The sequence below is a fragment of the Adhaeribacter sp. genome, from assembly GCF_057359045.1.
Genome location: NZ_JBMQUD010000123.1, coordinates 14489 through 27397, shown reverse-complemented (window position 1 = coordinate 27397; position 12909 = coordinate 14489). Strand labels below are relative to the sequence as shown.

At 44.1% G+C, this 12909-nt stretch carries 10 protein-coding genes; 8 read left to right on the top strand and 2 right to left on the bottom strand.

Translation table 11 applies throughout. From position 1 onward, the window contains the following. The first annotated feature begins 57 nt into the window (after positions 1-57). From ACO1R6_RS18780 to ACO1R6_RS18770, 3 genes are all read left to right on the top strand, one after another. Positions 58-687: a c-type heme family protein gene (locus ACO1R6_RS18780; RefSeq protein ID WP_486266608.1), complete on the top strand. Its 630-nt coding sequence runs from the start codon at positions 58-60 to the stop codon at positions 685-687. Positions 688-1020: 333 nt separating this feature from the next. After that, positions 1021-1338, top strand: coding sequence for a thioredoxin family protein (locus ACO1R6_RS18775; RefSeq protein WP_486266607.1), 318 nt, complete (start codon positions 1021-1023; stop codon positions 1336-1338). A gap of 7 nt (positions 1339-1345) precedes the next feature. Continuing rightward, the gene (locus tag ACO1R6_RS18770; RefSeq protein ID WP_486266606.1) at positions 1346-1588 is read left to right on the top strand and encodes a DUF6952 family protein; all 243 of its coding nucleotides are present in this window, start codon (positions 1346-1348) and stop codon (positions 1586-1588) included. Between the two features lie 111 nt (positions 1589-1699). On the opposite strand, the gene ACO1R6_RS18765 is transcribed toward ACO1R6_RS18770, so the two are convergent. Both ACO1R6_RS18765 and ACO1R6_RS18760 read right to left on the bottom strand, forming a co-directional pair. Then, positions 1700-2311 carry a TetR/AcrR family transcriptional regulator gene (locus tag ACO1R6_RS18765; RefSeq protein WP_486266604.1) on the bottom strand — a complete coding sequence of 204 codons (612 nt, stop codon included), beginning with the start codon at positions 2309-2311 and terminating at the stop codon, positions 1700-1702. Positions 2312-2521: 210 nt separating this feature from the next. Beyond that, complete coding sequence (locus ACO1R6_RS18760) at positions 2522-3445, bottom strand: hypothetical protein (protein WP_486266603.1); 924 nt, start codon at positions 3443-3445, stop codon at positions 2522-2524. Positions 3446-3821: 376 nt separating this feature from the next. Here ACO1R6_RS18760 and ACO1R6_RS18755 point away from each other — a divergent pair, with 376 nt between their 5' ends. From ACO1R6_RS18755 to ACO1R6_RS18735, 5 genes are all read left to right on the top strand, one after another. Further along, positions 3822-5105 carry a serine hydrolase domain-containing protein gene (locus ACO1R6_RS18755; protein WP_486266601.1) on the top strand — a complete coding sequence of 428 codons (1284 nt, stop codon included), beginning with the start codon at positions 3822-3824 and terminating at the stop codon, positions 5103-5105. A gap of 412 nt (positions 5106-5517) precedes the next feature. Continuing rightward, positions 5518-5685, top strand: a complete 168-nt coding sequence (locus tag ACO1R6_RS18750) for a hypothetical protein (protein ID WP_486266600.1) — start codon at positions 5518-5520, stop codon at positions 5683-5685. 481 nt (positions 5686-6166) lie between these two features. After that, positions 6167-6577 carry a hypothetical protein gene (locus ACO1R6_RS18745; RefSeq protein ID WP_486266599.1) on the top strand — a complete coding sequence of 137 codons (411 nt, stop codon included), beginning with the start codon at positions 6167-6169 and terminating at the stop codon, positions 6575-6577. Positions 6578-6800: 223 nt separating this feature from the next. After that, positions 6801-8663, top strand: coding sequence for a glycoside hydrolase family 97 protein (locus tag ACO1R6_RS18740; protein WP_486266597.1), 1863 nt, complete (start codon positions 6801-6803; stop codon positions 8661-8663). A gap of 1110 nt (positions 8664-9773) precedes the next feature. Beyond that, a complete protein-coding gene (locus ACO1R6_RS18735) occupies positions 9774-12881 on the top strand; it encodes a SusC/RagA family TonB-linked outer membrane protein (RefSeq protein WP_486266649.1) in 3108 nt (1035 codons plus the stop codon). Positions 12882-12909 lie beyond the last annotated feature (28 nt).

The window sequence follows — 12909 nt, the reverse complement described above, 5'->3', positions numbered from 1 at the left end:
TAGCCATTTTCTGCGGCACACTTTATAACTTGCGCCGTTGTTTTCAACTAATGTGTTATGCGACGAATTATCTGGGCGGGCGCCATTTTTATAAGTTTGTTGCTGCTATTCTTACTTTTTTTCCGGCCTAAGCCTTTGGCTGTGCGCAAAGAGCTGGAGGTAAAATCAGAATTGCACAAAGTAAAACGTATTACCGGCAAACAGGTAGAAGCGGCTGCTTTGCGCTTAGGCGATAGCCTGGTAGCCGTTGCCGATAGTTTATGGCAGTTACGTTTAACTGCTGCTTTAAACCAAGATAATATAAAGGCAGCGCTGGCGCAATATCCGCCCCAAAACTACCCCGAAGTGCAGGCGGGTGCCCGCCATTACCAGGCCACCTTAACGCGCCAGGCCCAAACCTTACCCTCTGCTGCTGATAGCGGACAGGTAAAAGTTACTGGCAACGCCGAAATATTATATACGCGCCCTATATTTATAAAAGATGCTTTGTGCCTGCGCTGCCACGGCACCGTAGGCCAGGAAGTGTTGCCAGCTAACCTGGCGGAGCTTAAAAAAGCTTATCCGGCTTTTCACCTGACTGGCTTTAAAACCAACGACCAGATAGGCCATTGGCAGATAAAGTTTTTACGGGCACCCATTCTGCACCAGCTTTCGCTGCAAAGCCGTAAAAGTTTACGCCCCCGTTAATTATACCTCTACAGCGCCCGCCTACCTAAACTAAATATTTCGGGCAAAGTTTAAGAACGGTAAGCCGCTGTTTCGTTTGGCTTGGTTATTTATTGGGTGGTTAAATATTCTATTTAGCTGGCCTGCCCAACAAAAATGCTATTTGCCTGGCGGTTAAAATATTACTGGCGGTATTTCTTTAGGATAGCTGTTTCCAAGGCAGGATTAAAACGCAATAATACAATTGTTTAAAAAATGTTTTGCTTATCTTTGCAACCGCAAAGTAAAAATGTTCGTCAATTTGTAACAAAACATCTTTATTATATAATTTTTTATAATAAAAATAGATAAACAATGGCTATTATTCAAGCAACTGATTCTGATTTTAATACGGTTCTTTCTCAGAACGAGAAAGTTGTAGTTAAATACTACGCCGATTGGTGCGGCAACTGCCGTTTATTTACGCCTAAGTTTAAACGTATGGCTGCCAACGAGCAATACCAGGATATCGCGTTTGTAGACGTGAACGCCGAAGTAAGTCCGGAAGCCCGCAAAGCTGCCGGCGTTACCAACCTGCCCTTTTTTGCGGTATTTAAAAATGGTACGCTGGTAGATACCGTAGCGGCCAGCAAAGAAGAAGCCGTTTTAAACTTGATAAATAAATTAAACTAGCGAATACATGAAAATTCCAGCTATAAAAAAACTGGTAGAGAGTCAGACCATTGAGTCGTTGCGCCAGGCCGAAGAGTTATTGATTGAAGAGCAGCAACCAGCATTTGAAATTGAAGGCTCTGACGAAGGGGAGCAGTTAACCCACGTGTTTGGTGCCATTTGGATTCTGAACCACATGCAGGACAATAATTCTGATTTTAAAACCGCCCTGCGGGAGTTTACCCAAAAAGTAAGGGTATCGATAAACTAAATTTACTTTATTAACATCTATAAAACCGGTGAAGTACTGCAAACCTTCACCGGTTTTTTTATGCCAAAAGCTACATAAACCGGTAATCAGTCAGCCAATCTAAATATTTATTTATAGCTGGTTGTTGGCAAAGAAATTTTCGGCTAGTCTGGCGCCGGCATCGGTACATAAGCCCCGCAAGTAGTACAAAAATATACTCCGGAACACCTCGGCTAAATTGTAGCGGTCGGGCGGAAACAAGGCGGGGTTGAGTAACATGTGGAGCTGCTCTATTATTATTTTGGTAACCAACTCTAAATTTATATCCCGCCGGAAATTTCCTTCCAGAATACCCTGGTTTATAATACCATATATTTGGGGGTTAGAATAAGTTTCTAAATGATAAAGCGCAATTTGCCAAATCTCCGGGAACTGCTGTTGTAAATGCACATAATAGGCCGGGTTTACTTTATTTACCTGCTTAATCCCGTTTTGCAACAATTGCATAATAGCCTCTACCGCGTTGGCCGAGTGGGCCAGCAAAAGTTCCTGTTCTGCTACCTGTACTTGCAAATCGTACCTGACTACTTCCTCAATCAGTCCGGCTAAGTTGCCGAAGAGATCCCGAAAAGTAGTGGGGTCTAAATTAAACCTTGCCCGTACAGCCGCTTCCGAAATGTTTTCTAACCCTTTCCGGTGAAAAACAGTCAGCGCCTCTTGCAATATAGTTTCTTTAATGGTCATGGTGTTGTATTTAGGAGCAGCGCCCGTTATAAACTAAATAACCTGAACACAAAAACTACGGGCAACTTTGTTTTAAGTGAATGTAACTACCTGCTACGATATATACAGCATTTTTAATAAATATTTTAAATAAAAAAAGCACAAGCCGGCTAATTACGGGCGTGTGCTTTTTTAATAAAATAGTAAGTAATAATGCGACGGCAGTAATATTTAATTTAAGTTATAAATATAATTACCGCTGTACGTATAATCTGGCCGACCCTCGCCTATATTTACCGCTCTGGTTTGGCTGGTCGGGTAGTCGTTGGCGTTGTATAAATAGGTGTAGCGTTCCCGGCCTACCAATTCATTGCCATTTCTATCCTGAATATATTTTACCCCCGCGTTATTTACCCAACTGGTTACCTGCGGCAAATGCGGAAATACATTCAGGAACGGAATGGGCGCTTTTTTACTGTCGAAATGGCTAAAGAATATTCTGGTCGAAAGCTCGAACTGGCCTGTAGCTTTATTAAAGCTATAATTTTCCAGCAGTACCAGGTTGCCGGCGGCATCGTATTTATATACTTCTTTCAGGTGTTCGTATTTAGAATTATCTAAATTTACTTTATAAGTTACACGGGCTTCTAATTTATTATCGGCGCGGTATAAATAATGATATTCTTTTAGGGGCCGGTTTAGTTTATCATTTTCAATGGCTTTGGTTAGCTGGTTACCGGTATAAAAAAAATCAACGGGGCCGTAAATATTGCTGGTTTCTTTTACCAGGCGTTGGTTGGCATCGTAGTGGAATTCGTAAGTAAAATTACTAACCGTAGTACTGCCTTGCACTGAATTATACTGGCTCACGTAATGCGTTACCAAACCGGCTTCGTTGTAATTTACCTGTTGGTAATCCATCTCCGACCATTTAAGCTGCACAAATTTGTTGGTAGTAGTAGGCGGTTGGTTGGGTGTTGGTTCGGTAACCGGGTTGCCCGGATCGGTAGGTATATCGGCGGGTGGCGGCGGCGGTGTAGCCGGGGTTCGGGGTATTATCTGATCTTCGGAGCAGGCACCTAAAAGCAGCGCTATTCCTAATATAAAAGTTAAGCTTCGGGCTTTAAATCCCCTTTTTAAAGGTGTTTTTTCCATTCGTTTTATGTATGAGGGTTGGGGTAAAAAGAGTAGGAATATTTTAAATTTCTTTCTGATATTTATTAATTTTAAAACCAGGTATATACTTATTTAAGTCAGGTACTATGTTAAGAGTAGTTAGCCAAAATAGGGTTGCCGGTATCTCCGGGAAATTTTAAATATCGCGGGAGGCCGGAAAAGTAAGCGAACGACCTGGCTTTTGCTGCGCTTTACTTTTTAAGACTACCCGTAATTAAAAACAAAAATGGCTGCAAACCAGCCCGCTATGCAAATTAGTTTGGTTAAATGCCCGTAAAGCAACTTTAAAGCCCGGATATTTGCCCTCCAATCGATATTGCAAAACAATTAATTGAGCCATTTAGGCTAATATTCTATGCGCCAAGCCTGTATAACCCTGTTACTTTGCTGCTGCTTTTTATGTACGTTTGCCCAACAAACCAAAACCCCGGTACTGCAGGAAGCGAAACCCGAAACAGTGGGTATGAGTAGCCAGCGGTTACAACGCTTGGACCTGGTTTTAGAAGAATATACCCGAAAGAATTACGTGCCGGGCGCCATTGCTTTAATTGCCCGCCACGGCAAAATTATTTACTACAAAGCAGTAGGCCTGAACGACACCGATACCAAAGCACCCCTGCCGCGCGATGCCATTATGCGCATTGCTTCCCAGACCAAAGCCATAACCAGTATCGGGCTCATGCTGTTGTTTGAAGAAGGTAAATTTTTACTCGATGAACCTGTTTCTAAATACCTGCCGGCTTTCCGAAATGCCAAAGTGCTGGATAAATTCAACGAGAAAGACAGTAGCTACACAACCGTACCGGCTCGTCGCGAAATTACTATCCGGCAATTGCTTACCCATACCTCGGGTATTGGTTACGCCGGCATTGGTACCAAAGAAGCCAATGCTATTTACGCCAAAGCCCACGTTACCAGTGGTATTGGGGTGCCCAACGCTAGTTTAGCCAATGCCATAAATGCCTTAGGCTCGTTGCCCCTGATGCACCAACCCGGCGAACGCTTTACCTATGGCCTGAACACCGATGTAATTGGTTATTTAATTGAAGTTCTATCGGGGCAACCCCTTGACCAGTTTTTGCGGACCCGCTTATTTGAGCCGTTGGACATGAAAGACACCTACTTTTACCTTCCCGTTGAAAAACAAAACCGTTTAGCCATTTTATACACCGAAGACACCGCTAAAAATACTTTTAAAATGCCCCTGCGGGGCGGGCTGAGTCCTGATTTTCCCAAAGCCAAGGGTACTTACTTTTCGGGTGGCGCCGGCTTATCTTCTACCATTTACGATTACGCCATTTTCCTGCAGATGCTCCTGAACGGCGGCGAATACAATGGCAAGCGCTTATTAAGTCCGGCTACGGTGCGCCTGATTACCACCAACCAGATTGGCGATATAAACCAGGGCGATAATAAATTTGGCCTGGGCTTTGGTATTACCACCGCCAAAGGAGCGGCCAAACTGGGCGTGAGCGAAGGTTCTTTTGATTGGAGCGGCATCTTTGGGACTACGTACTGGGTCGATCCGAAAACTGGTATTGTGGCTTTACTCTACACTCAAAAATATCCCAACAGTTACGGTAACCTCAGCGATAAATTCCGGATATTGGTTTACCAGGCTCTTACCCATTTAAATTAACCGTAAAGTTTTTCGCAAAGCTGTTTTTAAGCATTAATTTAAAAAGATTAGTAAGCGTATTTTCTTTATAAGATCAAGCGTAAATTATTATACTGAGCTAGTGTCAGGAACATACGCATGCCGCAACAGGTAATTACGGGTAAAAGTACCGGCTACTGTAGCGCATTATCCCAAGAAAACAATAGGCAAAAAGGCTTTCTGAGTGGTGTAAAAGCCGGTAGGGCCGGTTAGCTAAGCTTATTTCAGGCAGTTTAGCTTAAAAATAAGTTGGTTTAACCATTAAATTCCGGCATTTACCCAATAAAAATTGTTTTCTGCGGCCAGATATCCCACCTTTGTACAGTAAACAAATTGCAAAAGGAACAGCGGCGCTTAATAATTGTTCACCCGAACCAACCTTACGGCTAAAATTATGAAGTTATTCTTACTGCTTTTTATTTGCGTTGTAGGCTTTACCTTAGTGTTAGCCGGGTTGCCAGATAAAATTACTTCTGTCGGGCAGTGCCGGGTAGCGCTTGTTGGCGTAGCTGCGGGTAAAATAACAGCCGTTAAAAGCATCGACCGCCTAACGGAAAGCTAATATTACCCCGCTGGGCATTTACCAAAGAAAATACCACATTTAATAAAAATATACCGATTACGCTCTTAATTTCAGACAGCATTTAGCCTTAGTCAAGGTAAACTATGAAAATCTAAAGCCCGGAAAGCCGGGCTTTTTCTTTTTTATTCAATCTCTCCTAATCGGCCCGGTTGCAGGTTCGGCCCAAATTATTTTTTAGAACACATAACTTTAGTACCTGCTTTGGGGTGGGCATTTTTATTGAACTTGTTTCGTGTTTTAGAGAAAAGTAGGAACCGCTGCCATTAGTGGTATTATCACCGCCAATCATTTAATTTTTGCCCGCCTACTTACTGGTGAAAACACGCAGCAAGGAAACCATTCATGCCATATCCAAAATATTAAACAGCATCATTATTTAAACTTAAAGGCAGCTTATAGAGTTAAACAAAAGCAACCACGGGCTGCTTATTGGCCTGGAATTAAGTAAAAGCCACTACTTATGCTTAATTTCTTTTACTACTTGTATTATCGAATTCGTGAAGCCAATAATAGAGCCGGCGCTATTTCTAACCAGGCGCAGCGGGCAGCTTATTTTACAATTGTAGTACTGCTTATTCTTAATAGCTTATCTGTTTATTTTCTGCTGATTCAGAGTTTGGATTATGCGGTGGCCGAGCAGTTTTGGAAAGACAAAGGTTTAAACCGGTACATTACGATTTTTGTGGCGGCTGCGGTTCCGTTAGGGGTATACGGGTGGTACCGGGTACGCCAAATCCAAATCGAAAGAATATTAACTGGGTTTAAAACCGAAAGTTCCGACGAAAGGCGCATGGGGGGTGCCCTGATTATGGCGTATATATTTTGTTCGTGTGGCCTGCTCATATTTGCCCTGTTCCTGCCTTTTCTGTAACCCACCGGTGATTTAGTTTAAAGTCTGAACCAGACTTGTTTATACTTTTTCCTAGTAATTAATGAATAATTATTAACAGCTAACTACTAATAGTTATCTACTGGCAAATACCGCATTATTTTTTATTTTGGCTGTTAATATGAAACATCCTGTTCGCCTTTGCCACCTCAATTATTTTAATTGCCGGTTGCTATGCCTGTTATATGGTAGTTTGTTTTGCTTTATGTGGCTGCCATTGCAGGTGCTTGGGCAAAATAATACCTTGCTGGCCGAAGTAAAATCGCCGGACGGTAAACTAACGGCTACTTTTTCTGCGCCGCAAACCACCGATAAGAATGGGTTACTTTATTCTTTAACCTACGCCGGAAAACCCGTAATAACCAATGCCGACTTAAGGTTGCAGTTAAAAGGCATGCCCCGGTTTATGCAAAGTGTACAACTGCTTAAAACCCATACGGCCATCCACGATACCACCTGGACACCCGTTTACGGCGAGCAAAATAAAATCCGGGATCATTACCGTGAGCTGGTGCTGGACCTGAAGGGTGCCTCCGAAAAAGACCGGTATTGGCAGTTGGTAATACGGGCTTATAACGAAGGATTGGCTTTTTGTTACCGGGTGCCGGAGCAACTCGCTTTGCAGAACGTAGATATCATCGCCGAAAAAACAGAATTTTCTTTGCCGGCTGGCACCTTGGCTTATACCGCCGCGCATTCGCAGGCCGAATACAAATTACAACCTTTGGAAAACTGGATTGGTGCTACCGAGCGCCCGCTTACGCTGGTGTTACAGAATAAATTATTTGCCAGCATTGGCGAAGCCGCCATGGTAAACTACACCCGCATGAAGCTGGCCTTGCAGGCGCCTAATGTGTTGGTAAGCGAACTGGAGGGCACCGTAATTGAAACCTCGCCGTTCTCCACACCCTGGCGGGTAATTATGGTTGCTGAAAAAGCTACTGATTTGCTCCAGCACAATGCCCTGTTTCTGAACCTGAACCTGCCCTCACAACTTAAAGATGCCAACTGGATTAAGCCCGGTAAAGTAATCCGCGAAACAACGCTTTCTACCGCCGGGGCCAAAGCGCTCGTAGATTTTGCCGTGCAGCAAGGCCTGGATTATATCCATTTTGATGCGGGCTGGTACGGCCACGAAAACGAGATTGCTTCGGATGCTACCCAGGTAAACGTAGACCCACGCCGTAACCCCAAAAACGATCTCGATTTACAAGAGGCTATTCGGTACGCCAAAAGCAAAAATATTGGGGTGTTTCTGTACGTAAACCACCGGGCGCTGGAGCGGCAACTCGATACTATTTTGCCTTTATACCAAAGCTGGGGCGTAGCGGGCATTAAATTTGGCTTTGTGCATACCGGCTCGCACCGCTGGACGACCTGGCTGCACGATGCTGTAAAAAAATGCGCCCAATATAACCTAATGGTCAATATTCACGACGATTACCGGCCTACCGGGTTTAGCCGCACTTTTCCCAACCTTATGACCCAGGAAGGTATCCGGGGCAATGAGGAATTTCCGGACGCCACGCACAACACCGTTTTGCCTTTTACCCGGTTCCTGGCTGGCCCCGCCGATTATACTTTTTGTTATTTCCAGCGCGAAGAGTTTGGCTTTAAAGGCCGGGTACTAAAAACCACGCCCGTACACCAGTTAGCTTTACCCGTAATATATTTTAGTCCGTTGCAATGGCTGTACTGGTACGATACGCCCAACCGCTACCAGGGCGAACCCGAACTGGCTTTCTGGAAAACCATGCCCACCACCTGGGACGAAACCAAAGTACTGCAAGGCGAAATAGGGCAATATATAACCGTAGCCCGCCGCCGGGACGACGAGTGGTACGTAGGTACCATTACCAACAACGAGGCCCGCACCCTGCGAATACCTTTAAATTTTCTGGAGAAAGGGAAAAAATATACCGCCGAAATTTACGAAGATGGTGGCGAAGAAGTTAAAACCCGCACCCACGTAAAAGGCACCTGGCAGGTGGTAAATAGTAGGAACACGATTAAGGCAACTTTAAAACCAAGTGGTGGGCAGGCTATCCGGTTGGTACCGGTAAAATAATTTGTTAGGGCTTCTATTGACCTGATTACTTATATGCTTTTCTGAATTTTTATTATCAGCTCTTTACTTCTGCTGCCTTAGTTACTTTAGTCCGCTGTTTTTGGCAAGTAAATATTTAGCCAGGAATGGCTATTTGAAGCAGCTATACAATGGCAGGAGTTATAAACCTGTATTCTGCTAGAAATCATATCTATGCATCTTTTCTAATTAGGTCGCTATAAGTGCCTTCTATTGTGGGAAGAACTTTAAGTTAAAGCTTAACCTATATTTGTGTAAGTACACTGTTCCAAACAAAAGATAAATTAAGCAGCCAAAAAATTATTGACTGATAAGCCTAATATTTTCAGGTTGTAACCTGGAGGGCTTAATTGCAGTATGGGTTAATAAATTGTATAACTATATATACTTAGAACTGGATTTTTAGAGGCGATAATGCAGGCTTAGTATAAGTAGCTCTGTGTAAACTGGGTAAGTGTTTAGATGAACCTTTTGTGAAGTTTAGTTTATATTTAATAAAATCATTAACACAAAAATTATTTCGTTATTCATTTAAAATCCAAAATAAAAGGATAAATTACCTCGCAATAAAGCTTACCTGCATAAATGTTGCTGTTAAGTTTTGGGTTTAAAGATACCGGCTTACCAAATAAAAGGCTTTGTTAAGTGTACACTTATTCATAAGCCAGCCGCTGTTTAGATAGTGATACCCGGATCTTTAGCCCCGCGATTAAGATTATAGTGCCATAGCTTACTTTACGTAGCTTACCGACCGATATATACCACAAATAATTATTACACCTTAAAACTAATTAAATGAAACAACAGCACACAACTCCTCCCATTTAGGTTCTCTTTTACATAGTATTTTTATTCTCAGCACAGGCTTGTACTTTAATTTTTCTTTCCGGAAAACCACGGGGAATATATTAGCCAGGCTTCCAGTAAATCTGGTGTTGACTATTAACCGACAGCTAATAATTAGTTGCCGGCTCTACTACTCCTGTATTTTTACAAACGAACTTAAAAATTATGAACAGTTTTCTACAAATAGGTAAGACTGGTAAAACGTTTTATCAAAATCATCTTTTTAAAAGGGCATTCTTGACAACCATGTTACTTTGTCTGGCGGGTATGGTTTATGCCCAAAATCAAATTACTGGCCGGGTTACTACCTCGGGTAATGAAGGTTTGCCAGGGGTAACGGTATTATTAAAAGGTACATCTAATGGTACTGCTACAGATGCTAACGGGAATTACACGTTAAGTGTGCCCGGAGCCAGTGGTACCCTGGTGTTTTCATTTATTGGCTATAATACTACCGAAAAAACTTTTTCTAAGCCGGGCACCCTTAACGTGGTTCTGGAAACCGATGCTAAAGCCTTGGAAGAAGTTGTAGTAATTGGTTATGGTACCCAGCGTAAATCAGATTTAACGGGAGCTGTGGCCTCGGTAAAGGAAGAACAAATCCGGGAGCGGGCCGCCCCGTCGTTGAACCAGGCTTTAGCGGGTAAAATGCCGGGCGTACAGGTAAATACCAACTCTGGCCGGCCGGGTGGCCGTACCAATATTCGTATCCGGGGTTTTAGCTCTATTAACTCCTCTAACAACCCCTTGTATGTAATTGATGGCGTAATGATGCCACAGAGTAACCTGGCGCAATCCAGCAACCCCATCGATTTTATTAATCCCAACGATATTGTATCGGTAGAGGTACTGAAAGATGCCTCTTCTACGGCTATTTACGGCGCCCGCGGAGCCAACGGGGTAATATTGGTAACTACCAAAAAAGGCCGGTCCGGCGAAGGACAGATTTCCTATAACGTAGATTTTGGTACCACTACCAAGGGCCCGAACAGCCCCGAAGTACTGAATGCCCGAGAATATATGGCGGTAGAAGATCTGGCCTGGCGCAACATGGAAAAATACGATCCGGCCGGCTGGGCGGCGGGCAAATGGGTTTCGTTAAATCCGGCGCTGCGCAGAAAAGATCCTAACCTGATTGCGAAAGGCGTATTTGATGCCAACGGCAATCCGCTGCACGATACCAACTGGCTCGACGAGACTACCCAATCTAAAATTTCGCAAAACCACCAGTTAGGCTTTAGCGGCGGCAACGACCGGACTACTTATTCGCTTTCGTTGGGTTACCGCGACGATCAGGGTTATTTGGTGAACTCTTACATGAAACGGTATTCCGGCCGGTTTACCATCGACGACCAAATCAAAAAATGGCTTAAAATAGGCGGTACACTCAGTTACAATTACCAAACCGAAAACCTGGTAGATATTAGTGACCAGGTAGCGCGGCAGATTGTAGAAGACTTTCCGTTTTTACCGGTACGCTACCCCGACGGCACTTTTGCCAATAACCGCGATTATCCGAATGCCGAAGGTACCATGAGTTCTATGCACCGCTTGTATGGCCGTAAGTTTATCCTGAATACCCAAACCGCCATTGGTAGCATGTATTCAAATATTACCTTTGCCGAAGGCCTGGAAATGCGTACCGTATTGGGTACCAATATTCTGACCCAGGAAAACAACGATGCCGTTACCCGTACCCTAAACATCGGGGATCGTGGCAATGCCGCTTCGCGTAACCGGCGGGAAAATTTCTGGTCGCTGGAAAATTATATCACCTATAACAAGAAATTTGGTGAAGACCATTCTTTTACCGGCTTATTGGGTATTTCGTGGCAGGAAACAAACACGTTTAACGTAGATGCCACTGTCCGTAACTTTGCCACTGATTATTTCCTGTATAATAACTTAGGCGCCGGCAGCACGTCGCCTACGGTTGGCTCCGGGGCTTCGCGCACCGCTTATAACTCCTACTTTGGCCGGATTAACTACGGCTTAATGGATAAATATTTAATTACGTTTACTGGCCGGGCCGATGGGTCTTCCCGGTTTGGCGAAAACCACAAGTTTGCCTTCTTCCCCTCGGCAGCCGTGGCCTGGCGGGTTTCCGAAGAAAGTTTCCTGAAAGGCAACAGCGTAGTAACTAACCTGAAACTGCGCAGCAGCTATGGTTTAACCGGTAACTCCGAAATTCCGGCTTATTCTTCGTTGTCGCTGTTAAGCTCTACCTATGCCGCAGTTTTAGGCGACATACGGGTAGGTGGTACCGGCTTAAGCCGCCTGGCTAACCCGGAACTAAGATGGGAAAAAACAGCCCAAACCGATGTGGGAGTAGAAGTAGGTTTATTTAACAACCGCATTAGCCTGGAAGCCGACTACTACTATCGCAAAACCACCGATATGTTGCTCGATGCACCTGTGCCGCGTACCAGTGGTTACGCCACTATCCGCAAAAACGTAGGCTCTATGGAGAACAAAGGGGTAGAGTTATCTTTAAATACCGTGAACATACAAGGCGGCGATTTTTCGTGGAACTCCACTTTTAACGTTTCCTTAAACCGTAACAAAGTGCTGGCTTTGGCTTCACCGGCCGATATTTTTGGGGTAGGTGGTCCTAACTTTACGAACCAAACTAACATTATCCGGATTGGTGAGCCGGTAGGTTCTTTCTGGGGCTTAACCCGCCTGGGCATCTGGAGCGAAGCCGAAAGAGATGAAGCTGCTGCCTTTACCAGCTACCGCCCCGGCCAAACCCTTTTGCCCGGCGATATTAAATACCTGGATGTAAACGGCGATAAAGCTATTACCGATGCCGACCGCAGCATTATTGGTAACGGTAGCCCTAAAGCTTGGGGTGCACTCACCAATACTTTCCGGTACAAGAATTTCGACTTACTGGTAGATTTGCAATATTCTTACGGCAACGATGTGCTGGATATGACCCTGCACTCCAGTGAAGACCGCCAAGCGCTGGCCAATAGCTACAAAACGGTATTAAATGCCTGGACCCCACAAAACCAGAATACCATGATTGCCGAAATACGCGATACCCGGGCCGGTTATATTACCAACGTAGATAGCCATTGGGTTAAAGATGGTTCATTTATTCGGGGACGGAATATTTTATTGGGCTATACCTTCCCGGCCGCTGTTACCGAAAGATTGAAATTAAACCGCCTGCGGATTTATACTTCGGCCCAGAACTTATTTTTAATTGTAGATAATGAACTGATTGGCGACCCCGAAACCGTAGGTATCCGCGATTCCGATGCCCAAAACGTGTTCTCGCAAGGCCAGAACTGGCACGGTTATCCTAAACCCAGAAATTTTTTATTGGGTCTGCAAATCGGCTTGTAATAAGTTTATTCATCTAAAAAGAAACGTA

Excerpts from the sequence above, each read along its gene's own strand:
- ACO1R6_RS18780 (WP_486266608.1), top strand. The coding sequence starts at position 58 with ATGCGACGAATTATCTGGGCGGGCGCCATTTTTATAAGTTTGTTGCTG.
- ACO1R6_RS18775 (WP_486266607.1), top strand. The coding sequence starts at position 1,021 with ATGGCTATTATTCAAGCAACTGATTCTGATTTTAATACGGTTCTTTCT.
- ACO1R6_RS18770 (WP_486266606.1), top strand. The coding sequence starts at position 1,346 with ATGAAAATTCCAGCTATAAAAAAACTGGTAGAGAGTCAGACCATTGAG.
- ACO1R6_RS18765 (WP_486266604.1), bottom strand. The coding sequence starts at position 2,311 with ATGACCATTAAAGAAACTATATTGCAAGAGGCGCTGACTGTTTTTCAC.
- ACO1R6_RS18760 (WP_486266603.1), bottom strand. The coding sequence starts at position 3,445 with ATGGAAAAAACACCTTTAAAAAGGGGATTTAAAGCCCGAAGCTTAACT.
- ACO1R6_RS18755 (WP_486266601.1), top strand. The coding sequence starts at position 3,822 with ATGCGCCAAGCCTGTATAACCCTGTTACTTTGCTGCTGCTTTTTATGT.
- ACO1R6_RS18750 (WP_486266600.1), top strand. The coding sequence starts at position 5,518 with ATGAAGTTATTCTTACTGCTTTTTATTTGCGTTGTAGGCTTTACCTTA.
- ACO1R6_RS18745 (WP_486266599.1), top strand. The coding sequence starts at position 6,167 with ATGCTTAATTTCTTTTACTACTTGTATTATCGAATTCGTGAAGCCAAT.
- ACO1R6_RS18740 (WP_486266597.1), top strand. The coding sequence starts at position 6,801 with ATGTGGCTGCCATTGCAGGTGCTTGGGCAAAATAATACCTTGCTGGCC.
- ACO1R6_RS18735 (WP_486266649.1), top strand. The coding sequence starts at position 9,774 with ATGTTACTTTGTCTGGCGGGTATGGTTTATGCCCAAAATCAAATTACT.